A 25,802-nucleotide genomic window follows, 5' to 3' on the forward strand; every position below is an offset into this window, starting at 1 on the left:
AGTTATGGAGAAGCCTTGGCGAGCCAGGGAGAGCGGCGGAGGAAAGCACATGGGAAAAACACTTGCTGAGAAGGTCTGGGACTCGCACGTCGTCCGAAAGGGCGAAGTAGTCGGTTCCGAGGCGCAGCCCGACCTCCTCTACATCGACCTGCACCTCGTCCACGAGGTCACGTCCCCCCAGGCGTTCGAGGGATTGCGGCTTGCCGGCCGCCCACTGCGCAGGCCGGACCTCACCATTGCGACGGAGGACCACAACACCCCCACGCTGGACATCGACAAGCCCATCGCGGACCTCACGAGCCGCACGCAGATCGAGACCCTGCGTACCAACTGCCGCGAGTTCGGCGTGAGGCTGCACTCGCTGGGAGACGCAGAGCAGGGCATCGTGCACATCATCGGCCCGCAGCTCGGCCTCACGCAGCCCGGACTCACCGTGGTCTGCGGCGACTCGCACACGTCCACCCATGGCGCCTTCGGAGCGCTCGCCATCGGCATCGGTACCTCCGAGGTGGAGCATGTAATGGCCACCCAGACGCTGTCCCTCAGGCGCTTTCGGACCATGGGCATCACCGTGGAGGGCACCCTGAAGCCGGGCGTCACCTCCAAGGACATCATCCTCGCGATCATCGCGAAGATCGGGACGGGCGGCGGCCAGGGGTACGTGCTCGAATTCCGCGGTTCCGCCATCCGCTCGCTGTCGATGGAAGCCCGCATGACCATCTGCAACATGTCGATCGAGGCCGGTGCCCGGGCCGGCATGGTGGCCCCCGACGACATCACGTTCGACTACCTCAAGGACCGCCCGCACGCGCCGCAGGGTGCTGACTGGGATGCCGCAGTCGCCGACTGGCGGGAACTGCGGACCGACGACGACGCCGTCTTCGACGCCGAGGTGTTCCTCGATGCCGACGACCTCGAGCCCTTCGTGACCTGGGGTACCAACCCCGGTCAGGGCGTGTCGCTCTCGCAGTCGGTTCCCGCCCCGGAGGATTTCGCCGACGAGAACGACCGCGCAGCCTGCGAGCGTGCGCTCGAGTACATGGCGCTGGTGCCCCGTACTCCCATGAAGGACATCCGCGTCGACACGGTGTTCCTCGGCTCCTGCACCAACAGTCGCATCGAGGACCTGAGGATCGCCGCGGACATCATCCGTGGCCGGGAGAAGGACCCCGCGATCCGGATGATGGTGGTCCCCGGCTCCGCACGCGTGCGCCTCGAGGCCGAAGCCGAGGGCCTCGACCAGGTGTTCAAGGACTTCGGCGCGGAATGGCGCTTTGCCGGCTGCTCCATGTGCCTCGGCATGAATCCGGACCAGCTCGCGCCAGGGGAGCGGTGTGCCTCGACGTCCAACCGCAACTTCGAGGGACGCCAGGGCAAGGGCGGTCGCACCCACCTCGTCTCACCCGTCGTGGCTGCCGCCACGGCGGTCCGCGGCACCCTGAGTTCGCCGTCGGACCTTGACCCGGTACCCCCACTCGGGGCACTCCAGCCCTCCACCACTGCAACCACCGCTGTATAGGGGATCGACATGGAAAAGATCACCACCCACACCGGAATCGGCGTTCCGCTGCGTCAGAGCAACGTGGACACGGACCAGATCATTCCGGCCGTCTACCTCAAGCGGATCACGCGCACCGGCTTCGAGGATGCGCTCTTCGCGGCCTGGCGCAAGGACGAGAACTTCATCCTGAACCGCGAACCGTACACCCGCGGCTCCGTGCTGGTTGCGGGCCCCGATTTCGGCACCGGCTCCTCCCGTGAGCACGCCGTCTGGGCGCTCAAGGACTTCGGCTTCAAGGCTGTGCTGTCCTCCCGGTTCGCGGACATCTTCCGCGGCAATTCAGGCAAGCAGGGACTCGTCGCCGCCCAGCTCGCGCAGGACGACATCGAGCTGATCTGGAAGGTCCTCGACAACGAACCGGGTGCCGAGGTGACCGTCGACCTCCAGGCACGGACCGCGGTGTGCGGAAGCGTCACGGCTCCCTTCCAGATCGATGACTACACGCGCTGGCGACTGCTTGAGGGCCTCGACGACATCGGCCTGACGCTGCGCCACGAGGAGGACGTCACCGCATTCGAGGCGAAGCGGCCCTCCTACAAGCCGACCACCCTGCCCGCACTCCTGCAGAGCTGACGTCTCCGCGGAAACCGGGCGTCCAGGCGTGTGATCCTCATTGCATCGGGAATTCCTGCCCGCACAGGGCGGTTCTTGAAGGTATGCGAGGACCGGGACCGGTGCCCGCGTATTTCTGTTGTTGCCTGTATGCTCCTATGCTTGGATGAGCATCCGTGCGCTCTGGGGACTTCTAAAGCATGAGGAATAGGTATTGATGGGTAGCGTTCTGACAATCCGCGGTGGAGTGCCACTGACAGGAAAGGTCTCCGTTCGGGGTGCCAAGAACCTGGTGCCGAAAGCGATGGTCGCCTCACTGCTCGGCAATACGCCGTCGGTGCTCCGCAACGTGCCGGAGATCAAGGACGTCGACGTCGTCACGAGCCTGCTGAAGCTGCACGGCGTGGAGGTGACGAAGGATCCGGTGACGGGAGACCTCACCATGGATCCACGCGACGCCAAGATGGCGCAGTCGAAGGACATCGACGCCCATGCCGGGGACTCCCGCATCCCCATCCTGCTGTGCGGCCCCCTGATGCACAGTATCGGTGAAGCCTTCATCCCGGATCTGGGCGGCTGCAAGATCGGCGACCGGCCCATCGACTACCACCTCGAGGTGCTGCGCAACTTCGGTGCGGTGGTGGACAAGCGTCCCGGCGGAATCTCGATTTCCGCCCCCAAGGGCCTCCACGGCGCCAAGGTCCACCTTCCCTACCCCAGCGTCGGAGCTACCGAGCAGGTCCTCCTGACGGCAATCCGCGCGGAGGGCATCACCGAACTCTCGGGTGCCGCCGTCGAGCCCGAGATCATGGACCTCATCGCGGTACTCCAGAAGATGGGGGCCATCATCACGGTCCAGACGGACCGCGTGATCCGCATCGAGGGCGTTCGCGAACTGACCGGCTACAACCACAAGGCCATCTCGGACCGCAACGAGACAGCGTCATGGGCGTCGGCGGCCCTGGTCACCAAGGGTGACATCTATGTGGAGGGTGCGCGCCAGCTCGACCTCACCGCGTTCCTCAACACGTATCGGAAAATCGGTGGAGCTTTCGACGTCGACGACGACGGCATCCGCTTCTATCACCCGGGCGGGCCGCTGAAGCCGCTGGTCCTCGAGACCGATGTGCACCCCGGGTTCATGACGGACTGGCAGCAGCCCCTCGTCGTCGCACTCACCCAGGCGGCGGGCGTGTCGATCGTGCATGAAACCGTGTACGAGAACCGCTTCGGATTCACGGAAGCGCTCATCCGTATGGGTGCGAACATCCAAGTGCACCGCGAGTGCCTCGGCAGCGTCCCCTGCCGGTTCGGACAGCGCAATTTCCTCCACTCCGCCGTCATCTCGGGGCCGGTGCAATTGCATGGCGCCGACATCGACATCCCCGACCTCCGCGGCGGCTTCAGCCACCTCATCGCCGCACTTGCGGCGAGGGGAACGTCCCGGGTCACCGGGATCGAACTGATCAACCGGGGCTACGAGCGCTTCCAGGACAAGCTGGAGGGTCTCGGAGCCGACTTCGACCTGACGGAGGATGCCCCGGCTGTGGCCGCGGCAATGTCCTAGGGTACGTTTGCAGTCATGACCGATTCAGCTGCTTCGCGGGTTACTTTCAGCATTCTTGGCATCACTGTCCGGCCACTGCTCAACCTGATGATGCGCAAGGAGTGGCGGGGAACCGAGAAGCTTCCGCGGGACTCCGGTTTCATCGTGTGTCCGAACCACGTCACGGAGATCGACCCGCTGATCGTTTCGCATTTCCTCTTCAACCAGCGCGTCATGCCGCACTTCCTCGCCAAGGCGTCGCTCTTCAAGGTGCCGGTGATGGGCTCCCTGCTGCGCATCATCGGGCAGGTGCCGGTAGAGCGGACGACGGCGGGCGCCAACAGGTCGCTCGAGGCGGCCCGCGCCGCCATTGCGAGCGGAGGCGGCATCATCATCTACCCCGAGGGGACGCTGACCCGTGATCCCGCCCTGTGGCCCATGAAGGGGCACACGGGAGCAGCGCGGCTTGCCCTGCAGACGAAGGCGCCGGTGGTGCCCATGGCCCACTGGGGTGCGCAGGAAGTCTTCCCGCCCTACGCGAAGCGCTTCTACCTGTTCCCGCGGAAGACTTCCCGGGTGCTGGTCGGAGAGCCGGTGGATCTCAGCGAGTTCGACGGCAAGCCCATCACGCGTGCCACCCTCGACGCCGCCACCGACCGGATTCTCGACGCCATCACTGCTCTGCTGGCCGAGTTGCGCCAGGAGGATCCACCGGCGCAGCGGTGGGATGCCACCGCGCGGCAGCAGAAACGAACGGGCCGGGACTCCCCTGCCAACGGTGAGGGTGCTGCGTGACGAACGATACTCACGGCAGCCGAGCTGAGCCCGACCACCAGCCCGGGCGATCAGACCGGCCGGAGCTGGCTGATCAGTCAGTGCAATCGAATTCGCCGGTTCGCTCGGGTCAGCCGGTGCGCGTCGCCGTCCTGGGGGCCGGAAGCTGGGGGACCACCTTCGCGAAGGTCGTCGCCGACGCCTCGAGCGACTGCCGGGTCCGCCTATGGGCCCGCCGTCCCGCGGTCGCCGACGAGATCAACAGCTCCCATCGGAACAGCAGGTATCTCGGCGATACAGCACTTCCAGCGAACCTGACGTCCTCAGCCGATGTCGCCCTGGTGCTCGAGGACGCGGAGCTCGTGATCCTCGCGGTGCCGGCGCAGTCGCTTCGGGCGCAGCTGGCCGGCTGGAAGCCGCTCCTGCCGGAGGGTGTCGTCGTCGTATCCCTGATGAAGGGTCTTGAAGTCGGGACCGACGCTCGGATGAGTGAGGTGATCGCGCAGGAACTCGGTTTGCCGGAGGACCGCATCGCCGTGGTGTCCGGGCCCAACCTCGCCCTCGAGATTGCACGGCGCGAGCCGACGGCCTCGGTCGTGGCGTGCCCGGATCACGAGGTCGCTTCCTGGATTGCCGCAGCGTGCACCGCAACCTACTTCCGCCCGTACACCTCCACCGACGTGGTGGGTGTGGAGATCGGCGGCATCGTCAAGAATGTCATCGCGCTTGCCGTCGGGATCTGCGAAGGGCGACGGATGGGTGACAACACCAAGGCGTCGGTCATCACCCGCGGCCTCGCCGAGACCACGCGCCTCGCGGTTGCCCTCGGCGGCAGGGCGGAGACGCTTGCGGGACTGGCCGGCATGGGCGACCTGATCGCCACGTGCTCCTCGGCGTTGTCACGCAACCACACAGCAGGACACCTGCTGGGCCAGGGACTCACCCTCGAACAGGTGACCGTCCGCATGAACCAGACGGCGGAAGGCATCAAGTCGGCCCAGGCCGTGCTCGACCTCGCCACCCACCTCGGAGTCGACATGCCCATCACCGACAACGTGGTGGCGGTTCTCCAGGGTGCGATCTCCGTTGACGACCTTGGTCCCCGCCTGCTGGCCCGCGACCTCAAGCCGGAAGGCGAACACTCCCTGTGACTACCCCTGCCGTTGCCGCTCCGCCGCGGAAGCCGCGTGTCCTTGTTCTCTTCGGTGGCCGATCGAGTGAACACGCTGTCAGCTGCGTGACTGCCGCCGGTGTCCTCCAGGCGATCGACCGGCAGAAGTACGACGTCGTTCCCGTGGGTATCGCAAGGAACGGCCAGTGGTCGCTGGTTGCGACCGACCCCGCGCTCTGGTCGCTCCGCTCCGACACCCTTCCCGAGGTCCCTGCATCCCCGGAATCAGTGGTGATGGGCACTGCGTCCGGCCCGGATGCCGCCGCGGGACAGGAACTTCTGGTGACCGCGCCGAACTCGGTGCCGCGCAGCCTCGGCGGCGTGGACGTGGTGCTTCCGCTGCTGCATGGGCCGTTCGGTGAGGACGGTACGCTGCAGGGCATGCTCGAGATGGCGGACATCCGCTACGTGGGTGCCGGAGTGCTGGCCTCGGCCGTGGGCATGGACAAGCATTTCATGAAGGTGGTCTTCGCCGGGGCCGGGCTCGACGTCGGACCGTACGAGGTTTTCACTGACCGGCAATGGAGTGGGGACGCCGCCGCGTGCCTCGAGCGCGCGGCAGCACTTGAATTCCCTGTCTTCGTCAAGCCTGCCCGGGCCGGGTCCTCGATGGGGATCAGCAGGGTGGAGCGGATCGAGGAGCTTGCGGCAGCGGTGGAACTCGCCCGGACCTTCGACCCCAAGGTGATTGTCGAGGCCGGCATCGTGGGCCGTGAGATCGAGGTGGCGGTGCTCCAGGGGCGCGGCAACGCTGACCCCCGCACGTCGCTGCCCGGCGAGGTGGCAGTGCAGCCCGGCGACCACGAATGGTACGACTTCGAGGCGAAGTACGTGGACGGCGGCGCCGCCGAGCTCAGCTGCCCGGCGGACCTGCCCGACGACGTAACTGCTCGAGTGCGCACCCTGGCGGCCCAGGCGTTCGACGCCGTGGGCGCCGAGGGACTGTCCCGGGTGGACTTCTTCTACACCCCGTCCGGGGAGCTCCTGATCAACGAGATCAACACGATGCCCGGGTTCACACCGATCAGCATGTACCCGCAGATGTGGGCGAAATCCGGCCTCGGGTACACGGACCTCATCGATGAACTGATCGGTCTCGCGCTGGGCCGGAACACCGGCCTTCGGTAGCGTCGGGCCCTGGTCGCATCAGACGCCGGTAGCTCCAGGCTCTGGTCGGATTTGGCTCCGCCAACGCAGTCACCGGTAGCTTCAGGAGCCGGGCTGCTCAGGCCTGGATCAGGAGCACGCCCGCGAGCGAGATGGCCCCCAGGAACCCCGTGGACAGGGCACCGACCACGACGGCGCGGCGACCGGTCCGAAGGAGCTGGCGGATATCGATGCCGGCTCCGAGCCCGAACATGCCGGCCGCAAGAAGAAGTGTCGCGGCAACGGATGCTGCCTGCAGGGCGGGTTCGGGGACCAGCCCGGTTGACCGCAGGGCCACCATCGCGAGGAATCCGAGCACGAAGAACGGCACCATCGGAGTGCTGGTAGCCCCGGAGGTGGTGCCTGTCGTGCGCCCGTCGGCTGTGCTCTCCGCGCTTGAGGCGTTGGTTCCGGTACCTTCAGCTGTCGTTCGTCGGCTGTCCGCAATGGCAGCCCGACGTCGTTCGCCGAGTGATGTCACCGCCGCAACCGGTGCGAGCATCAGGACCCGCCCCAGCTTGACCACGGTGGCGACAGCGAGTGCCGTCGCGCCGGCGGTGCCGGCGACGGCCACCACCTGCGCCACTTCGTGGACGGCGAGGCCGGACCACATCCCGAAGCTCTCCCCGCTCAGCCCGAGCAGCCCGTTGAGAAGGGGCAGGGCAAGAATCATCAGCGACCCGTACAGCGTGACCATGGCGACCGCGCTGGCGGTCTCGTCGTCGTCCGCGTTCACGATGCCCTGCAGGCCGGCAACGGCCGAGGCCCCACAAATGGAGAATCCGGCCGCCATCAGGGTGGCACCCGCCCGCGTGAGCCCCAGCCGCATCCCTACGGAGAGGGTGAAGGCGAAGCTCAGCGCCACGCACACCACGATCAGGACGAGAACCTGGAAGCCCAGCGCCAGGATGTCAGGCAGGGCGAGCTGGAGGCCCAGCAGCACGACGCCGGCGCGCAGCAGCTTCTTCGTCCCCGCCTTCACCCCCGGCCGGAGGGCCGGCCTGTACAGGCCGGAGTTGCCGAGCAGCACTCCGAGTACCAGTGCGATGACCAGGGAACCGATGACGGTTTGGACGGATCCCAGCCAGACGGCGACGGCGACCCCTGCTGCCACGACAACCAGTCCCGGCACCAGCGGTCCGGAGCGCGTCCGCAGATCGGCTACGCGACTGGACAGTGCTGGGGGCATGGAGGGCTGCCTTCCGGGATCGATGGATGAGCGCACATGCTCCCCGCGATTCTTTCACGGGAAGCTTGCCGCGGCCCGGTGTTTACACCTAGCCGGCGATGAGCTTCCGCGCTGCAGCCGAGTGATCCGCGATCAGACCGGCGATGTCAAGACCCGGGATCTGCCCGTCCACCACGCGCCAGGTCCCGCCGACCATCACGCGGTCGGCCCTGTCTGCGGCGCAGAGAAGAAGTGCCGCGATGGGGTCGTGACTCCCCGAGAACCGCAGGTCATCCAGTTTGAACAGTGCCAGGTCTGCTTGCATGCCCGGAGCCAGCTGGCCCAGCACTGCGGCCGAGCCCTTCGTCGCCCAATTCAGCGCTCGCTCCACCGGAACCTGCGCGCCGTAGCGCAGCCGTTGCAGGTATAGAGCCTGGCGTGCCTCAAGGATCATGTTCGAGGCATCGTTCGACGCCGAACCGTCAACGCCCAGCCCCACGGGGACGCCCGCGTCCTCCAGCTCCAGAACCCGGGCCGTGCCGGATGCGAGCCGCATGTTCGATGTCGGGCAGTGGGCGACGCCTGTGCCTGCAGCTCCCAGCCTGGCGATCTCGTCGTCGGTGAAGTGGATGCCATGGCCCAGCCAGGTCCTGTTACCCAGCCAGCCCACGCTTTCCAGGTAGTCCACGGTCCGCAGGCCGAACATCTTCCGGCAGAAGTCCTCCTCGTCGAGTGTTTCAGCGAGGTGCGTGTGGAGCCGCACGTCGAGCCGTTCGGCCAGCAACGCGCTTTCGACCATGATCTCCTTCGTGACGGAGAACGGCGAGCACGGGGCCAGCGCAATCTGGATGACGGCGCCGTCGCCGCGCTCGTGGTACTGACCGATCAGCCGCTCGCTGTCGGCCAGAATCACCTCCGGTGCCTGCACTGTCGACTGCGGCGGCAGGCCGCCGTCGTCCTGTCCCAGTGTCATGGACCCACGGGTCAGGGTGGCGCGCATGCCGAGTCGGCGGACCGCCTCGACCTCGATGTCGATAGCGTGCTCCATCCCGTCCGGAAACAGGTAGTGGTGATCGGCCGCAGTGGTGCAGCCCGAGAGCAGCAGTTCGGCCAGCGCGGCAGTTGCGGCCAGTTCGAGGTCCCTCGGCGTGAGCCGTGCCCACACCGGGTAGAGGTGCTGAAGCCACGGGAACAGCGGGGCGTTCGCCACCGGGCCCCAGGCGCGAGTGAGGGTTTGGTAGAAATGGTGGTGGGTGTTGATCAGCCCCGGCAGCAGAACATGGTTGCCGGCATCGAACGTCTCGTCGCAGGGCGACGACGGCTGCTCGCCCGCCGCCAGCACCTCCGCGATTTTTCCCCCACTGACGACGACACCACCCGAGGCATCGAGGGAGTTGGCGGTGAAGGCCGCCTGGGGATTCCGGATCCACAGTCGGGATCCGACTGGAAGGTGGCCTGCTGGAGCGTGGGTGGCGGGAAGTTGCGCGCCGGAGGGGGAGTGGGTCATGGTGATCCTTGCCTGGTAGCGACCAAATGGTTGTTCAGCTCAGTTAGGCCCTGTCTGCTGATCCAGGCGTACCGCGGCCGGTGGCCGGTGCAGTACGGAACAAGGCTAGGGGCTGGGGTCCAACCCGTCAACGCCGACCCGATTGCCGACCCGACTGCCGAGCCGAAGGACGACATGCGGTCCGGAGAACGACAGGCCGACCCGAGAACTGCGGGCCCAACTGAACACGACAGGCACCCTAATGAACGACAGGCGCACCGGTAATCCCGGTGCGCCTGTCCATTTCAGGTGCGGTGACCGCCCAGCCTACTGATAGCGGTTCCGGCAACCTCCTAGATCACACCGTCCGCCAGTTCGCTGGGCGTCCCGAAGCGGTGCGCGGTGATGCTGACCGCCTGCTCGTGAAGGAAGGGCAGCAGCTCGACGCGTCCGGCCTCCGTGACCGGCTGGGAATAGACCGCGATGTCCGGCCGCCCCCCGGTCGCAGCCGCCAGGGCTGCAGCATTTCCCCCGATGAGGCGGATACGGCCGGCGTCGTGCTGGGCCGCGGAGGCAAGCCAGGCGGCGTCGTCCTCCACGGTGACCAGGGCCGCCATCAGGCGCGCCGTGGTGCCGACGGCGCTGGTCAACTCGACGGCGCTCGAAACGCGCACCTCCGAGCCTGCTGCGGCTGCAGCAAGGAGCACCCGGAGGAGTGCTGCCACGGGCTCACCCTCGGAAAGCCTCACCGTGACCGGCAGGGGCAGGTACCGCAGCACATTCCGTTCGGCGGACAGAGCCGACACATCCTTCACCGTTCCGAATTCGGATGCCCAGGCCGTGGCGTCGGACGCGGCGGAGCGCTGCAGGAACGCAAGGTCGCCGTCGTCGAGCCCCGACTCCTCCGCTGCAGCCGCTGCCGCCTCGAGGAGCGGCTGCGCGGCCGGAACCGGCTCTGCCGATACAGTGGACGCGCGACTTTCCCAGCCGCCCAGTCCCATGAGGTAGTTGGGCCCACCGGCCTTGGTGCCCGCGCCCACGGCTGATTTCTTCCAGCCGCCGAACGGCTGGCGCTGCACGATCGCTCCCGTGATACTCCGGTTCACATAGAGGTTTCCGGCCTGGACGCTGCCGATCCATGCCTCGATCTCGGAACGGTTCAGCGAGTGGAGCCCTGCGGTCAGGCCGTAATCCACCTCGTTCTGGATGGCGATGGCCTCCTCAAGAGTTTCAGCGGTCATCACGCCGAGGATCGGGCCGAAGTACTCGGTGAGGTGGTACGTCGAACCACGCTTGACGCCGGTGCGGACGCCCGGGCTCCACAGGCGGCCCGACTCATCGAGCCGGCGCGGCTCCACCAGCCACATCTCGCCTTCGCCGAGCGTCGTGAGGCCATCGAGGAGCTTTCCTGCGGCCGGTTCGATGATTGGGCCCATTTGCGTGGCCGGATCGGAGGGGTAGCCCACCTTCAGGGAGGTGACGGCGTCCACGAGCTGGTTCCGGAACCGGCGCGACTCGCGCACGCTTCCTACAAGGATCACGAGCGAGGCCGCGGAGCACTTCTGGCCGGCGTGGCCGAAGGCCGAGTAGGCAACGTCCTTGGCCGCGAGGTCGAAGTCCGCGCTCGGCGTCACGATGACCGAGTTCTTTCCCGACGTTTCGGCGAGCAGGGGCAGGTCCTCGCGGAAGGACCGGAAGAGCTCCGCGGTCTCGTAACCGCCGGTCAGGATGACGCGGTCCACGCGGGCGTCCGAGATGAGCTGGGTGCCGAGCGATTTCTCGTCGAGCTGGACCAGGTGCAGGACACCGCGGGGAACACCCGCTTCCCACAGCGCCTCGACCATCACCGATCCGCTGCGCTGGGCCTGGGTGGCCGGCTTGATGATCACAGCGGATCCGGCAGCCAGCGCGGCGAGGGTGGATCCCGCGGGAATGGCCACGGGGAAGTTCCACGGAGGTGTGACGACGGTGAGCTTCGACGGGACGTAGGTGGCGCCGTCGACGTCGTCGAGCCCGCGCGCAAGCTCCGCATAGAAGTGCGCGAAGTCTATTGCCTCTGAGATCTCCGGGTCCGACTGATCGAGCGTCTTGCCCGTCTCCGACGCCATGACCTCCATGAGGTCGGCCCTGCGGGCCGCGAGGGCGTTCCCGGCGCGGTGCAGGACGGCGGCGCGGTCGGCGCCCGTGAGGCCGCCCCAGGCCTCGGCTTCAGCAACGGCCGTTCCGATGACGGCACCCAGCGCGGCCGGGTCGGTAACGGTGGTCGACTCGACGAGCGCCTTGCCCAGCTCCGAGGCTTCCACGCGCTCCAGCACGGCGCGACCCCAGGCGCGGTTCGCGGGGAGGGAGGGGTCGGTGTCCGGTGTGTTCGCGAAGCTGTCGGCAGGTGCAGGGAGTTCCTTCTGGTTCCGGTCCTGCGTCCGGTTCGGCCCCGGGACGGTGTTGTCCAATGCGTCGAGAGACCGCAGGAAGCGCTGCTCCTCACGGGCGAAGAGCGCCTCATTCTCCGACAGTTCGAAGACCGCCGACATGAAGTTCTCCTGGCTCGCGCCCTCCTCGAGCCGCCGGATCAGGTAGGCGATGGCGACGTCGAACTCTTTCGGGTGCACCACCGGGGTGTAGAGCAGCAGTGAACCGACATCTTTCTTGACTGCTTCGGCCTGCCCCTGCGCCATGCCGAGCAGCATCTCGAACTCGATGCCGTGGCGCACGCCGCGCTCCCCGGCCAGCAGCCACGCGAAGGCGAGGTCGAAGAGGTTGTGCCCGGCGACGCCGACGCGGACGTTGGCGATGCGGTCCGGCTGCAGCGCATAGTTCAGCACGCGCTTGTAGTGGGTGTCCGATTCCTGCTTCGAGCCCCACGTCGCGAGCGGCCAGTCGTGGAGGGACGCTTCCACCTGCTCCATCGGCAGGTTGGCGCCCTTGACCACTCGGACCTTGATCCCGGCGCCGCCGTCGGCACGCCGCTGCGCTGCCCATTCCTGGAGCCGGATCATGGCGGCGAGCGAATCGGGCAGGTAGGCCTGCAGCACGATGCCGGCCTCGAGGTCCCTGAAAGCGGGCTTGTCGAGGATGGCGGTGAAGACCGCGATGGTCAGGTCGAGGTCCTTGTACTCCTCCATGTCGAGGTTGATGAACTTCGGTTTCGGAGCGGCGGCTGCGCGCTCGTACAGGGGGGTGAGTTTCTCCACCACATGCTGCACGGCCTCCTCGAAAGCCCAGGCCGAATGTGGCGACACGGTGGAGGACACCTTGATCGACACGTAGTCGACGTCGGGCCGTGCCAGTAGTTTCATCGTGCCGTCGAGGCGCCGTTCGGCCTCGTTCTCCCCGAGCACCGCCTCGCCGAGCAGGTTGACGTTGAGCCGGACATCGTCCCGGCGGATCCTGCCGATCGACCGGCCGAGCTTCCTGTCCGACGCGTCGATGATGAGGTGCCCCACCATTTCCCGCAGCACCTTCCGGGCAATCGGGATGACCACCTGCGGCAGCGCGGGCGCGACGGCGGCTCCCACCTTCACGGCGGAGCGCATGTACCAGGGGAGGAAGGAGGGAACCTTCGGTGCGATGGCTGCCAGATTGCGGGCTGCGACGGACAGGTCCTCCGGGCGGATGACGCCGTCAACGAATCCCACCGTGAACTCGAGGCCGTGAGGGTCCTTGAGGACGCCGGCGAGCTGTTCAGCCGAGGCGTCCACGGGCACCTGGGAGGCCTCGGTGAGCCAGCGGCGCACCAGGGCGACGGTCTCTCCTGCGAGGCGGTCGGGGATGTCGCGCCGGTCTGCAGGGGTGCCCGCAGCTCCGGAGTCGACGGGGCCGGCGGGGGGAAGGATGGTTTCCTGCCGGCTGGGAAGCTGGGTGGTCATAGTGCGGGTCCGTTCTCTTACCCGGAAACATCCCTTGTTTCCTCAGTTTTCGACGCTTTCCTCCAGTATGAACGCGGCGTACGATTAGCAAAAGTGGCCTTTATTCACCATTCATCTTCACTTCTGCTAACGAATTGGACAGCCGCATGCTCGATGTCCGGAAGCTGCGATTGCTGCGGGAACTGAAAATCCGCGGAACCCTTGCCGAGGTGGCCGCGGCCCTGAGCTACAGCCCCTCCTCGGTCTCCCAGCAGCTGGCCCTGCTTGAGAAGGAAGTGGGGGTGGAACTGCTGCGCAAAAGCGGCCGACGGGTGATGCTGACGCCGCAGGCCGAGGTGCTGGTGGCCCACACCGCAGCTCTCCTCGAGACCCTCGACCGGGCGGAGGCGGATCTCGCAGCCTCCCAAACCACCGTGGCGGGGACGGTGAGGATCGCTGTCTTCCAATCGGCGGCGCTGGCCCTCATGCCGGATGCCCTGACCATGATGACGCGCGAGTTCCCGGAAGTGCGGGTGGAAATGGTGCAGCGTGAGCCGGAGACGGCGCTGTACGAGACGTTCGCACGCGACTTCGACCTGGTGATTGCCGAACAGTACCCGGGGCATGCGGCGCCCCGGCATGCCGAACTGGACCACCTCCCGCTCACCACCGACGCCATCCGGCTTGCCGTTCCGCCTGCCGGGCTGGACGGCGGGGAGATCCGGAGCGTGGTCGACGCCGCAGGGTCGGCCTGGGTGATGGAGCCGCGTGGTGCTGCCTCGCGGCACTGGGCTGAGCAGGCCTGCCGGCTCGCAGGATTCGAGCCTGACGTGCGCTATGAAACGGCCGACCTCCAGGCGCAGATCCGCCTGATCGAGTCCGGCAACGCCGTTGGCCTCATGCCGGACCTCATGTGGACCGGCCGGGAGACCACGGTGCAGCTGTTCGACCTCCCGGAGAACCCGCGACGGTCCATCTTCACCTCGGCGAGGAAGGCCAGTGCGGAGCGGCCGGCGCTGCGAACCTGCCGCGAGGTGCTCGCCCGGGCAGCCGCCGTCGTCGCCGTCTGACGTCCCCGCCCGCCGGAATTGAGCAATAAAGCGGCAGGTCCCGACGTTGCACAAGTAGCTGCGGTGTCATGCTTTTCGGCGTCCGTGGTGATCCCCGATTAAGGTAGACAGATGCCCACTCAGTTAGATCCGGTCTCAGTCCCCGCCACTGTGGAGCGTGTGGCCGAGACCCTCCTGCCCACCAAGTACGGACTGTTCCGGCTGGTGGGCTACCGCGACGCCGAAAACATCGAGCATGTTGCGCTGATGCGGGGCATCGATGAGGAACCGGCGTCCCGTGAGATTCTCTCCGGTGGTGCCCGCTCCAGTGCGCCCCTGGTGCGCGTCCACTCCGAATGCCTCACGGGCGATGCGCTCGGCTCCTACCGGTGCGATTGCGGCGAGCAGCTCGACGCCGCGCTGCATGCCATCAGCGAAGAGGGTCATGGCGTGCTGGTGTACGTGCGGGGCCATGAGGGCCGCGGTATCGGTCTGCTCGCCAAACTGAAGGCCTATGCGCTGCAGGACGCCGGCGTCGACACAGTGGATGCGAATACCTCGCTGGGGCTGCCGGTCGATTCACGCAACTACAACCAGGCTGCTGACATCCTGCAGGATCTTGGTGTCTCAAGGATCCGTCTCCTGTCCGCCAATCCCGCCAAGCAGGAGGCACTCGAAGAGCTCGGCATCACCGTTGTGGAGCGGCGCGGCCTCGCCGTTCCCGAGCGTGCGGAGAACGCCGCGTACCTTGCCACCAAGCGCGCCCGCATGCGTCATGACAGGCCGGCGGGCGACGACGTCTGGCAGCAGTTGCTCTCAGGCTTCGCCCACCCTGTGGCCGGCGGGGTGGACGACGAGGACCTCGTTCACCGTTACGGTTTCATCGCGGCGACGCAGGGACCGTTGGTGCTTGCCCACCTGCGTCAGAGCCTCGACGGTTTCATCGCCTCGAGGTCCGGGGATGACAGCTTCCCCGGAGCGGGGGAGGACCACGGACACCTCGACCGGCTGCGGGCGCTGGTGGACGCCGTCGTCGTGGGGGTGGGCACCGTCCTCGCCGACGACTGCTCGCTCACGGTCCAATCCGTCCGCGGGCCCAACCCGGCGCGCGTGGTACTAGACCCGAGCGGTTCGACGCCCGTTACGGCCCGCGTGTTGACCGACGACGCAGCTGCAACGGTGTGGATGGTCGGGGTGGACGCCGTGGTGCCGGACGATCTCGCCCGTTCCGTGAGCGTCGTGCGCGTGGGCGACGGAGGGTTCGAACCGGCAGCAGTCCTCAGTACCTTGCGGGAGATGGGTTTCGCGAAGGTTCTTCTGGAGGGCGGCGGCAAGACCGTTTCGCGCTTCCTCTCCGGGGGTTGCCTGGACCGGTTGTACCTGACGACGGCCCCGGTGCTTGTGGGCGACGGTGTGCCGGGCATCCGCTTCACCGGGTCCGAAGCGCTCGCTGATGCGCGGACAGCGCCGGTCCGCCGTTTCCTGCTCGGCCAGGATGTGTGCACCGAGTTCAATTTCGGGGCGTCGGTCTAGCTTCCTCGGGGGATAGGTTCAACGCGTCCGCTGCCGCACTGGCCCCTACTTCGGGCCGCCCCTGTTCGATTCGGTTCGACCGCCGCCCGCAGGCTCTACTCGGAGTCGGAAACCCGCGAGCTCTTCTTCTGGAGTCGGTCGATGTGCTCCGAGGCCTGGGCTTTGTTGATATCAGCTGGAATCTCCTCGCCTGCTTCACGCGCGAGGGTGTCGAGATAGCTGCGTTGAGCCGCGGTCATGGGCTCGTCGCCGGTGACCCAGTCCTCGGGATCGCGGTTGATGCCGCTGTTGGGCTCAGGGTTGGGGCTGCCTAGTGTGTCCGCCATGTCGGTTCCTATCGGTTGTCGTGCAGTTGAACCATCAGTCTACTTACTTTCTGTTTCTGTGGTTTCTGTGAGCCGGCTCGAGTGCTGCAAGCCTCCGTGCGGCTCGGCAGCTGCACGTTCCCGGCGTTCGTCGCTAGTGCGTCAGGTTTCTTCGGAGCCACCTTGTCGAATGGGCAGCAAGCTTCAGCCTTCCCCCGGAGTAGCGCACGCCTCCGCGGCAGCGGCTGGCAACGGCCGCCCAGCTGCAGATGCCGCGTTCAAGCACCCACACGGGCGCCCACAGGGCACAACTGGGCGGGAACACGGCGCCGCCGTCGTTCCTCCGTCTACCTGTCTCGGCCATTACGACGACGGCGAGAGCTCCCGCGAGCAGCCGCCCGGGCTTCGATGCCGAGGCCAGGATGAACGGGAGGATCGAGAGCTCGACGGCGAGACGGCCCGGTTGGGCCAAGCTGTCGTAGGCCTGCCGGATCCGCTGGCCGAGGAAGTGCCTTGCGCTCGGTGGGAGCCTGACGACGAAGAGGTCATCGGCCCGAATTTCCCTTCCGCCCAGTGCCTGAATGGTGCGGATGAGCTCGAGATTCTCGAACAGGGCGTCGGGGCTGTATCCGTTGGTGCCGGCAAGCACTGATCCTCGAAGGGCTAGGGTGCCCGGGTAGTCGGAACCGAAGGCGCGGTTGAGCAGGGTTCTCGAGGTGTCCCAGCGGGCGTGCCACGGCAGTTTCGCGAAATAGTTCTGGGGACGGATGAGGTCTGCGTCATCGAGCAGCGCGACAATGCATTCGAGTTCGTCGGATCCGTAGCGGACGTCGTCGTCGGCGAGGATAAGGCGTTCATGCCGCGCTAGGGCGATGCCCGTGAGGACGCCGAAGGTCTTGCCGTTGCCCGTGGTGGTGTTAGTGCCGGTGCCGGTGCCGTTACCGGTGCTGGTGCCTCTGTTAGTGCCGGTGCCATTGCCGGTGCCATTGCTGGTGCTGAACGTTGGGGCGCCGGGCCGGAGAAGGCGCACCCGCTGCGGCAGGTGGCGCCGATGCTGCTCGAAATAGGGCTGTTCCGAGCCGTCGACCACGGTGATGTCCAACCACTCCGGCAGCGACTCCAGGTAGGCCGCGAGTTCATGGATGGGCCCGGTGTCCGCCCATTTCACGGGAAGGATGTATTCCGCTGATAGCACCACTTCGGTGTGCCTCCTGATTGCGTGAACGCAGTGCATTGCGATCGATCTGGGTCACACGCGTACCGCAGTTCTCGGGCGGCACATATGTCCTTCGAAGCCTGCGTTTGCCTTGTGGATAACACTGCCCCTTTCCGTGTTCTGCGCCTAGTGTAAGGAATGCGTTGCAGGCATTCGCCGCACCACCTACGGGGGACACCAGTGCTTCGAGCGAATTTTGTTGCAGGAATCCGACTACCGGTCGCAGCCTTCGCGGTGGCTGGCACCCTGTTCCTCACCGGGTGTCAGGGTACCGATCCTGGGGCGGATCCTGTGACAAGTCCGACGACGACACAGCCGGGGACGCCCACGCCATCCCCTTCAACCTCCAATGCCCCTGCTGTGCCCGAGCCAACTCCGGCTTCGTCGGACGGGCCTGCTGCGAACCTGCCGGTGCCTGTGAAGCCTCCCTTGGCCGATGAAAATACCAAGGAGGGCCTGGAGGCCTTCACGCGGTACTGGTTTGAACTCTTCAACTACGGATATGCAACTAACGACTGGACCACCTTTGACGCAGTCACGGATCCCGGTTGTGGAACCTGCGCAAATATCAAAGAAGAGGTAGCAGTTCGATACGGTTCTGAGGGTTGGATAGTAGGCGGAGCCGTGAAGGTGAATTCAATCGCGTCAGATTTCGTGCAGAACATCTACGGCTCATACAACTCATTCGTAGAGATAGAGCAGTCTTCTCTTAGCTACTTCGGCAGCAATGGAATTCTGGAATCCACATCCGATGCGCTTCCTCAGACCGTAAATACCTCAATAGCGGTATTTGATGCCGGCCGTTGGGTGATGCTCGACTTCGGTGCTCCGGAGGGAACATAACAGTGTTTGAAGCGAATTTAAGGGTGGGATTGCTCTGCTCTACCGCACTGATTGCGCTTACAGTGACCATCGTTCCGCCTGTTCACGCGGCGGAGAAAGGTTCGAATGCCGGATTCGCAGGAAGCACAGCCGAAGTCGACACTTTCGTCAAAACCCTGTTGGGCGATGACCAAGGGGTAGCGCCTAACGGCGCTGACGCTCCGATCCCGTCTGCCCTACCTGCTGCCCTCCCTGCCCTCGATGACGGTTTTTCGCTCATCTATGAACGCGCATGCACAAGCGATATCGGTGAAAGTCTTGATTCGGCGACCTGTGTCCGGCTCAACGCCAGGTGCACAGCGGAGGAAGACGGGGTGCTGGTGAACTGGATCGAAGTCAACAATAACGTTGCTCCACCGACACAGACTCCCACCGGCCGCTCTTCGTGCATCTATCCCGGGCAGGAGCCGGAACCGCCGGTTGAGGGAGAGCCCGCCGAGGCTCCAATCATCATCAGTATTGACGAATTCCAGAGTCAGCCAATAATCCAGTCGGTGGTCATTTCCCAGCCGCAGAATTTCGGTTTGAAAAATGCTCATTCCAATGTATATGCGCAGGCACAGGAGCAGGAGTTCGCCTTCGAGTTCCGAGACGCGCAAATCAACCTTCGCGCATGGCCCGTGTCCTATGAATGGAACTACGGCGACGGTTCCAGTGTTGTGACGACGGATTCTGGAGGGCCTGTTGCAGGCAACGGCTTCGACACCCAGACCCGGACGAGCCACCAGTACCTCGATACCGGGGACTACACGGTCACACTAACTACGTACTTCGCCGGCGACTACTCCGTGAACGGAGGTCCGTTCCAACCCGTAGCTGGCCAGGCCAGTGTTGCTTCCGCCCCGCATGTCATGAGTATCTGGCGTACCGAGGGCCACAACGTGTCCCAGAACTGCTTCGAGAATCCAGCCGGTGTCGGCTGTCAACCACCGGTTGGCAGGTAGCGTCGCGCTTTCCAGGACTCACGAGCAATGAGCAGGAGTCTGCAGACTTCCGCGGGCCGGTGGGGCTGGTGAGACTGGTGGGCCACGTTAGGCGGGGATCGCCTCGGGGTAGGTGGTGTAGGTTCTGCCGGCTGGCGAGGTGGCGACAATGGTTCCCGGTATGGGCTGGGTGTAGTGCCAGTGGCCGGCGGTTTTCAGGGCGTGGTGATACCGGCAGAGGTGTCCGAGGTTGGTGTGGCTGGTTTCGCCGCCGTGAGCCCAGGGCGTGGTGTGGTCGATCTCGGAGTTGATCGCCCCTCGGTTGCAGCCGGGGTGCCGGCAGGTTTTGTCGCGAATACGCAACCAATTCCGAAGGTCGGCCGGGACCACATAGCTGGTACGTCCCAGGCTGAGGATCGCCCCTGTCTCGGGGTGGGTGAGGATCCGTGTGAAGGACGGGGCGTGGGCTGCCAGACGCCGGGCGATATGCGCCGGAATGGGCCCGTAGCCCTCGAGATTTGCCGGTGCGTCGTCGACGCCGAGCAGGGTCAACACGGGTACGGTGACGTTCACGTGCGCAGTAATACCCCGGTACCCCAGGGAGCTGCCCCAGCCCTCGGAAACGTCTGCAGGCACTCCAAGTTCACCGGCGGGTGCCCCCGACCCCACAAAGCCGCCTGCACCAAAGGAACTACCTGAAGCACCGGTGCTGCTGAAGCCGCCTGCATCAAAGGAACTACCTGAAGCACCGGTGTTGCTGAAGCCGCCTGCACCAAAGGAACTACCTGAAGCATCGGCGCCGCCCAAGCCTGCACCGAAGGAGCTACCTGAAGCACCGGCACCACCCAAACCTGATGCGGCGGATTGCTGTCGGGGCGGGCCTGCAGAGCAGGTGTGGGTGAGTAGGTCGGTGAGGACATCCACCCGGAGCTGGGCGAGGTTCCGTTTTTCATCGGGGGTCTGAAGGGCACGAGCAAGTGTGGTGATTCTGTTGTCGATGCCGGTAGCGTGTTCGGCCGGAAGGTAGATGCTGAGCCACGCCATGCCGTCATGGTCCGGAGTGACATCCAGCCGACGGTGGGCTACGGCGGCGGTGGCCCGGTCGGCGTGGTGGTCCGGGTGCAGGGTGGCGCGCAGGATCCTGGCACGGTGCGCGGTCTTGGCGACAGTGGTGTCTGCAGCGGTGGGCAGCAGGGCGTGTTCGAGGGTCTTTGCCACGTGCGGGGGAAGTCCCACGCACTGCTCCACAATGGTCACCGCGTGGCGCCAGGTAATGTCGCCCCGGCTGAGGGAGGTAAGAGTGGGGGTGTAATGGCGGGTCAGCAGGTGGGCCTGGTCGACCAGCAGCCGGGACGTGCGCTCCGGTAACCGCAGGGCGCAGGCGATTTCGGAAGCAGCGAGGTGATCGGCGAGGTTGTCGGAGACAGGGCGAAATCCCGGAACCGTGGTGTCGTGGTTCGTCGTGCTACCAGGGGTGCGGGCATGAAGACGGTCGGTGGTGAGATTTCGGATCCGCTCGATCAGCTGTACGGTCCGGGCGTCGGCCTGGCTTTTCACTACCTGCATCCGCTGCAGGGCGTCCACTGCCTCATCCAGGTCCAAATCCTGAGCGGGCGGGCCGAGCAGCGGATCCAGTAGCGGATCCGTCGGCGGATCGAACAGCGAACCAGCCACCCCGCCGTCGTCGCCGAGCCCTCCCGCTTCCATAAACCCAGCATTCCACCTGCCTCTGACATTTCTGGCGGCCCCGGGTCAGGACGAAAACCTAGTCTGGTCTCGACCGGTCAACGCGCCGCCTATTTCGAATGCGCTGAAGGTAGACCTGGACGAACTGAGGGCGCCGACACGGATCAGCAGCAGGGTAGGAGGAGTACCGGAACCAGCATGCGTGGGCCATACTCTCCTCCATTTCAGATCAGCGCAGTGAGAACAGGAATGGTGGTCATGAGTCCCAGCGCGATGAAGACCATTCCCGAAATGCGTTCGATCCATCGGGTGACTGAGGGCTTATTGAGCCAGGCGCCGGCAGTGTGAGCCCCAAGGGCCACGATGACCAGGTAACCACCGATCACTGCTGCGACGGTGCCACCCACGACGGCGATGACATACAGGGGATTCGTATTGGCGGGGGTGAACTGGGGTATGAGGGCGAGGAAGAACAGGCCCGTTTTCGGGTTGGTGAGGCAGCACACCACTCCGGCACCGAATGCTGACCAGCCGGTTCGTGCGGCACTCACGGGTTGGATGACGGCGGAAGGTGCTTCCGCCGTCCCTTCAACCCCCAGGGCCCTCGGTGGTGATGCGCCGGCTCCGACGAGCACCTCTGCCGCGACGGGCGTTCTCATTGCTGAGCGGGCATGGGCTGTGAGAGCGCGGTAGCCGAGGTAGAACAGGTAGGCGCCTCCCAGGAGACGCAGGGTGTGGAAGGCCTCGGGCGAGTCCTGCAGGAAGGCGGCAACGCCGGCGGCCACAAGGGCCGCCCATACGAAAATTCCTGATGCTGATCCGAGAGCAGCGAAGAGGCCGGACCGCCGCTGACGCAGCGCGTATTGCAGTGTCAGCAGCGTGTCCGGGCCAGGTGTGATGGCCAGGATGAAGGCCACTCCCAGGAGGGCAAGATAGTTCGATGTGTTCACGGGAACGGCCTTTCGATGGAGCGTCGGGACGTCAAGAACGGGCAACGCGCACACGCGCGTTGAGGCCGGCATGAGTATCAAGAAAAAGGGACACGTTACGTCGTGAGGACTTACGAGCGCGTGTAGATCTATCGTGTCACCGTCGCCATGTATGGCACCAGCAGTTATATATGCACGATTGGCAGTCAACGCCATACAGTGAGCTGATGTTGGATCCTCATCGGCTCGTCATTCTGCGCGCAGTGATCTCCGCGGGTTCTGTTCATGGTGCCGCTGCCGGCTTGCACCTAACCCCCGCGACGGTCAGCCAGCACCTGCGGGTCCTGGCCAGGCAGACCGGACTGGTCCTTTTCGAGAAGAGCGGCCGCGGTATTGAGGCCACGCCCGCTGCGCTTCACCTGGCGGAGGAAAGCACTCGGGCCCTCGCTGATCTTGAACGCCTCGACCGCACTGTGGCAGACCTCCGGGTGGGTCGGGCGGAACGGATCACTTTCTCCTGTTTCGCCTCGGTGGCTCAGGCATGGATGCCGCACGTCGTGGGCGTCCTACGGACTGCCTCCCCGACAACCGTGGTCGAGATCAGCATCAACGAACTCCACCCAAGCGGCGGACGGCGACAACCAGACATCGAGATACGCAACGAGGCCCTCGAATCAGATCCTGTGAACCTCAACGGCTACCAGCGCCACGTCCTGATCGAGGAAGAACTGCACCTGGTGCTACCGGCGAACCACCCCTTGTGCGTCCAGGAGGTGGTGGAAATGGTTCAGTTGCGCGACGAGCCATGGATCGATCACGACATCAACGACGGCCCTACGGGACAAATCATCGCCCGTGCGTGCACGACAGCCGGTTTCACTCCGCGATACGTTGCGCGCCTGGACGACCACCATTCAGCACTCAGCCTCGCCGCTGCCGCCCTGGGGGTGACCGTGATCCCGTCCATTGCCCTCACCGGCATGCCTGACAATCTCAGCGTCCGCTCCCTCGCCGGACCTACGGTCGGTCGTCGGATCGTCGCTTTCACCCGCGCCCACCGAGTCCGTGCCCGCCTCATCCATACCGCGCTCACCGCGCTGCGCGAGATAGCTGACCAACCCAGAGCTCCGCATACCCGGCGCGTTGACCAGTTGTGACCACCAGAGGAAGGCCTACCCCGCGAACAGGGGCAGTGCCGCTCCCGCAACACCCGCAGCTGCCGAGAAAAGTGCCCCCGCCAAGGGCTCAGCCCCGTCGTCGAGCTCTTGCCGAGACGTCGTGATGAAGAGGGTGCGCAGGTCGTCGCCGCCGAAAGCGCAGGCCGTCACCTGGCTGGCCGGCACGTCGATGCGCTCACTCAACCGGCCCTGCTGGTCGTACCGGACAACAGCGGAGCCACCGTACAACGCTGTCCAGATGCCGCCCTCGGAATCGATCGCCATGCCGTCGGGGGCCCCGAGCGAGGGGTCGACCAGTGCAAAGGTGCGCCGGCCGCCGAACCGGCCGGTTTCGACGTCGTAATCCAGTGCATCGATCCGCTGCGTGGGGGTGTCGGTGTAGAAGGCAGTATCGCCGGCCGCGTTCCAGTGCAGCCCGTTGGAGGTCGAGACACTGGTCAGCACTGTCGACACCGAATGGTCGGGAGCCAGCGAGTACAGGGCGCCCGTACCGAATGAACCCATGGATCCGCAGAGGAAGCGGCCACGGGGATCGCACCCGCCGTCGTTCATGCGCACCGAGGGGTCGGTGAAGGCGACAGGCCCTGCCTCGACCGTGGAAAACGACGCATCGGCGAAGGCGAAACCCCTCTCCACGCCGATGACATAGCCTCCGGACGACCGCCCGCGCACAGCAGCGGCCACCGCTGGATCAACGGGGTGGCGCGCCAGCGTGCCGTCGCCGCTCCGCACCAGAACGTCGCCCTCCAGCATGTCCACGAAGAGCAGCGAGCCGATCCGCGCGTCCCAGTAGGGCCCTTCGCCGTGATAAGTGCATACGTCGGTGAGCTGTTCTGCCTTCATCCTGCGCTCCTTTTATCGTCAGCCACTTGCGGGAAGGTCCAGCTGATCGGAGAGGCTGATGCACTCGCGGTCCTGCTCGATCGCCGACACCGGTCCACCCAGCTCCACCAGCACGGTGCTCGAGGCCACCTCGTCCGGGTTGAAGAGAACCTCCACCGCAGGATCGCGACCGTACGTAGTGGCGGTCCAGGCGGTGTCGCCCTCCTGCAGCACCCAGTCGACGTCGTTGACCGAGACACAGGGATCAGTGGTGGGACCGGGAACTTCCACGCCACAGCGCAGGACCACCTTCGACGGATCACCCCACGCGGACGTCGCCTGGCTGTTCGTCTCGCGCTGTTCGTTCTCCGCGACCTGGGGAGGCAGGGCAACCATGACTTCCGCGCAGGCGGCATTGGCGGCGTCGACGGCGGGTTCGACGTTGACCACGGGCGCGCAGGCTGTGGTCGCCAGGAGCAGCGCCGCGAAAGGCACCCACAGGCGCTGGACTCGGGTATGGGTGGGCATGAACCCAGCCTAGTTGGTAGCCCGGGCGACACGTTCCGCGGCTGGCACTGTTACGAGAGGGACAGAAGTAAACTTCTGGGGGACGTGCTTTCTGCGCGCCACAATTGATAGTCCATAAGAGAGCGAACATGCAGCGAAAGTCAGTAGTCAGGCGTACGACATCGGTAGTCCTTGCGGGAATCCTGTTGGCCACGGCCGGAGCAACTTCCGCCGGAGCCGCCGAGCACGGGGATGAGCCGCACACACAGACGACCTTCGGCGTTCCCGCTCCGCCGGCGCCGGCCCCCGACCCTTCGCCGGAGGTCGACCCGGCCACGGGCTTCGACATCGAGGGCAGCACGGGCTACCTCATCCATCCGCCGACCGGTCACCTCATCGAGGCAAGCACTGGATACCTCCTGCTGCCGGTCAGCCTCATCTACACGGGCTTCAAATACGATGCGGCCACCGGTGAAGTGATCGATCTGGCGAACAGCCCCGCCCTGCCTGTCGAGCCGACCGTGGAGGCGTCTGCGGAACCGACGGCACCAGCACCAGCACCCGTTGCGACTGTCACAGCTCCAGCCACCGACCGGCCGTCGACGCCGACCGCGGTTGCAACGCCGGCACCGAGCCTGACTGGCGCCACCCCCGCGTCGGCCGGTACAGCAGCGGGAACGCCGTCGGAATCAACGTCGAGAGCAGCATCCGCCACCCCCGAAGCCCTGGAGGCCGAGCGGTCCACCGCAGTGTCGCCGCTGGTCTGGGTGATCGGTGCAGTCCTCCTGATCGGCGCGGCAGCCGTGGCCGCTGTGGCAGCACGACGTCGACGGGCTGGGAAGCACTAAGCCTCGATCCACCGATGGGGTGTGAGGTGCGGGCGGCGCGTTAAACGGAGAATGCCTGTCTAGTCAGGGAAAATAGAGCTTGTCGAAGGTCCTATTCAGCCCGAGAAGAGAGGCATCTCGCAGGTGCAAGTTTCTCACGCCTCCAGGTCTGCTGTCGCATTGTTCGATGACCCGAATCTCGTGTCGACCGCCGGGCTTTTGCCCGTGATGCGTCTGGCCGAGAACGCCGGCCTTCGCAGCCTCGCCGATGAGTGGTTGACCGTTCCGACGGACAAGGGCGCGAACGCCGGCCTGAAGGTCTCCTCCCTCGTCGCGGGGATGATCGCCGGTGCGGACTCGATCGACGACATGGCCCTGTTGCGGCACGGTGGAATGAGGAAGCTCTTCAGCTCCTGTTATGCGCCGTCGACATTGGGATCGTTCCTGCGCTCCTTCACCTTCGGACACGTTCGCCAGCTCGACGCCGTCGCATCCCGCCTGCTGGTGAACCTCGCCCAGGAAGCCCCTATCGTCCCGGCGTCTGCCGACGACGAGTACACCTTCGTAGATGTGGACGACACGATCATCGAGGTCCACGGGTACCAGAAGCAGGGTGCAGGTTTCGGGTACTCCGGAGTCCGCGGCATCAACGCCCTCCTCGCAACCGCCTCCACGACGACGACCGCACCGGTGATC

21 protein-coding genes and 1 pseudogene are annotated in these 25,802 nt (G+C 65.7%); 13 read left to right on the forward strand and 9 right to left on the reverse strand.

The window, feature by feature from the left end:
• Positions 1 to 49 precede the first annotated feature (49 nt).
• The 6 genes from leuC to IWX75_RS06180 all read left to right on the forward strand — a co-directional run bounded on the left by leuC (position 50) and on the right by IWX75_RS06180 (position 6,732).
• Positions 50 to 1,519: a 3-isopropylmalate dehydratase large subunit gene (leuC, locus tag IWX75_RS06155; RefSeq protein ID WP_196821331.1), complete on the forward strand. Its 1,470-nt coding sequence runs from the start codon at positions 50 to 52 to the stop codon at positions 1,517 to 1,519.
• Between the two features lie 9 nt (positions 1,520 to 1,528).
• Positions 1,529 to 2,134, forward strand: coding sequence for a 3-isopropylmalate dehydratase small subunit (gene leuD / locus IWX75_RS06160; RefSeq protein ID WP_196821332.1), 606 nt, complete (start codon positions 1,529 to 1,531; stop codon positions 2,132 to 2,134).
• 196 nt (positions 2,135 to 2,330) lie between these two features.
• On the forward strand, positions 2,331 to 3,680 hold the full coding sequence (murA, locus tag IWX75_RS06165) for a UDP-N-acetylglucosamine 1-carboxyvinyltransferase (protein ID WP_196821333.1): 1,350 nt from the start codon (positions 2,331 to 2,333) through the stop codon (positions 3,678 to 3,680).
• A 15-nt stretch (positions 3,681 to 3,695) separates the two neighbouring features.
• The gene (locus tag IWX75_RS06170; RefSeq protein ID WP_196821334.1) at positions 3,696 to 4,454 is read left to right on the forward strand and encodes a lysophospholipid acyltransferase family protein; all 759 of its coding nucleotides are present in this window, start codon (positions 3,696 to 3,698) and stop codon (positions 4,452 to 4,454) included.
• 80 nt (positions 4,455 to 4,534) lie between these two features.
• On the forward strand, positions 4,535 to 5,584 hold the full coding sequence (locus IWX75_RS06175) for an NAD(P)H-dependent glycerol-3-phosphate dehydrogenase (RefSeq protein WP_196821398.1): 1,050 nt from the start codon (positions 4,535 to 4,537) through the stop codon (positions 5,582 to 5,584).
• Complete coding sequence (locus IWX75_RS06180) at positions 5,581 to 6,732, forward strand: D-alanine--D-alanine ligase family protein (protein ID WP_196821335.1); 1,152 nt, start codon at positions 5,581 to 5,583, stop codon at positions 6,730 to 6,732. The genes IWX75_RS06175 and IWX75_RS06180 overlap by 4 nt, the downstream gene beginning before the upstream one ends.
• Positions 6,733 to 6,829: 97 nt before the next feature.
• Here IWX75_RS06180 and IWX75_RS06185 read toward each other — a convergent pair whose 3' ends face one another.
• The 3 genes from IWX75_RS06185 to IWX75_RS06195 form a co-directional block, all read right to left on the reverse strand.
• Complete coding sequence (locus IWX75_RS06185; RefSeq protein ID WP_196821336.1) at positions 6,830 to 7,939, reverse strand: YeiH family protein; 1,110 nt, start codon at positions 7,937 to 7,939, stop codon at positions 6,830 to 6,832.
• 88 nt (positions 7,940 to 8,027) lie between these two features.
• Positions 8,028 to 9,425: an 8-oxoguanine deaminase gene (locus IWX75_RS06190; protein WP_196821337.1), complete on the reverse strand. Its 1,398-nt coding sequence runs from the start codon at positions 9,423 to 9,425 to the stop codon at positions 8,028 to 8,030.
• A 332-nt stretch (positions 9,426 to 9,757) separates the two neighbouring features.
• The gene (locus IWX75_RS06195; protein ID WP_196821338.1) at positions 9,758 to 13,270 is read right to left on the reverse strand and encodes a bifunctional proline dehydrogenase/L-glutamate gamma-semialdehyde dehydrogenase; all 3,513 of its coding nucleotides are present in this window, start codon (positions 13,268 to 13,270) and stop codon (positions 9,758 to 9,760) included.
• 146 nt (positions 13,271 to 13,416) lie between these two features.
• Between IWX75_RS06195 and IWX75_RS06200 the strand changes: the two genes are divergently transcribed.
• Together IWX75_RS06200 and ribA are read left to right on the forward strand one after the other, a co-directional pair.
• Positions 13,417 to 14,319 (forward strand): LysR family transcriptional regulator, encoded by a 903-nt coding sequence (locus IWX75_RS06200; protein WP_196821339.1) that lies wholly within the window; start codon positions 13,417 to 13,419, stop codon positions 14,317 to 14,319.
• A 111-nt stretch (positions 14,320 to 14,430) separates the two neighbouring features.
• A complete protein-coding gene (ribA, locus tag IWX75_RS06205; RefSeq protein WP_196821340.1) occupies positions 14,431 to 15,831 on the forward strand; it encodes a GTP cyclohydrolase II in 1,401 nt (466 codons plus the stop codon).
• 95 nt (positions 15,832 to 15,926) lie between these two features.
• On the opposite strand, the gene IWX75_RS06210 is transcribed toward ribA, so the two are convergent.
• Together IWX75_RS06210 and IWX75_RS06215 are read right to left on the reverse strand one after the other, a co-directional pair.
• On the reverse strand, positions 15,927 to 16,157 hold the full coding sequence (locus tag IWX75_RS06210) for a DUF3072 domain-containing protein (protein WP_196821341.1): 231 nt from the start codon (positions 16,155 to 16,157) through the stop codon (positions 15,927 to 15,929).
• A gap of 133 nt (positions 16,158 to 16,290) precedes the next feature.
• On the reverse strand, positions 16,291 to 17,334 hold the full coding sequence (locus IWX75_RS06215; protein WP_196821342.1) for a glycosyltransferase: 1,044 nt from the start codon (positions 17,332 to 17,334) through the stop codon (positions 16,291 to 16,293).
• A gap of 156 nt (positions 17,335 to 17,490) precedes the next feature.
• Here IWX75_RS06215 and IWX75_RS17655 point away from each other — a divergent pair, with 156 nt between their 5' ends.
• A complete protein-coding gene (locus IWX75_RS17655; RefSeq protein WP_334684141.1) occupies positions 17,491 to 18,195 on the forward strand; it encodes a DUF6318 family protein in 705 nt (234 codons plus the stop codon).
• A 2-nt stretch (positions 18,196 to 18,197) separates the two neighbouring features.
• The gene (locus tag IWX75_RS06225) at positions 18,198 to 19,178 is read left to right on the forward strand and encodes a PKD domain-containing protein (protein WP_196821344.1); all 981 of its coding nucleotides are present in this window, start codon (positions 18,198 to 18,200) and stop codon (positions 19,176 to 19,178) included.
• An 87-nt stretch (positions 19,179 to 19,265) separates the two neighbouring features.
• Here the strand turns inward: IWX75_RS06225 and IWX75_RS17660 are convergent, their stop codons facing one another.
• Both IWX75_RS17660 and IWX75_RS06235 read right to left on the reverse strand, forming a co-directional pair.
• A complete protein-coding gene (locus tag IWX75_RS17660; protein ID WP_334684142.1) occupies positions 19,266 to 20,864 on the reverse strand; it encodes a DUF222 domain-containing protein in 1,599 nt (532 codons plus the stop codon).
• A 203-nt stretch (positions 20,865 to 21,067) separates the two neighbouring features.
• Positions 21,068 to 21,793, reverse strand: a complete 726-nt coding sequence (locus IWX75_RS06235; RefSeq protein WP_196821345.1) for a LysE family translocator — start codon at positions 21,791 to 21,793, stop codon at positions 21,068 to 21,070.
• 206 nt (positions 21,794 to 21,999) lie between these two features.
• On the opposite strand from IWX75_RS06235, the gene IWX75_RS06240 reads away from it, so the two are divergent.
• Entirely contained in the window at positions 22,000 to 22,929 is a 930-nt protein-coding gene (locus IWX75_RS06240; RefSeq protein ID WP_196821346.1) for a LysR family transcriptional regulator, read from the forward strand.
• A 15-nt stretch (positions 22,930 to 22,944) separates the two neighbouring features.
• On the opposite strand, the gene IWX75_RS06245 is transcribed toward IWX75_RS06240, so the two are convergent.
• Positions 22,945 to 23,793 carry an SMP-30/gluconolactonase/LRE family protein gene (locus IWX75_RS06245; RefSeq protein WP_196821347.1) on the reverse strand — a complete coding sequence of 283 codons (849 nt, stop codon included), beginning with the start codon at positions 23,791 to 23,793 and terminating at the stop codon, positions 22,945 to 22,947.
• A gap of 18 nt (positions 23,794 to 23,811) precedes the next feature.
• The gene (locus IWX75_RS06250; RefSeq protein ID WP_196821348.1) at positions 23,812 to 24,300 is read right to left on the reverse strand and encodes a DUF3515 family protein; all 489 of its coding nucleotides are present in this window, start codon (positions 24,298 to 24,300) and stop codon (positions 23,812 to 23,814) included.
• Between the two features lie 128 nt (positions 24,301 to 24,428).
• Here IWX75_RS06250 and IWX75_RS06255 point away from each other — a divergent pair, with 128 nt between their 5' ends.
• A complete protein-coding gene (locus IWX75_RS06255; protein ID WP_196821349.1) occupies positions 24,429 to 25,127 on the forward strand; it encodes a hypothetical protein in 699 nt (232 codons plus the stop codon).
• Between the two features lie 123 nt (positions 25,128 to 25,250).
• Positions 25,251 to 25,802, forward strand: a pseudogene (locus tag IWX75_RS06260) (IS1380 family transposase); the annotation flags it as partial.

It is taken from the genome of Arthrobacter sp. CAN_A6 (genome assembly GCF_015751715.1).
Lineage (GTDB): Bacteria > Actinomycetota > Actinomycetes > Actinomycetales > Micrococcaceae > Arthrobacter_D.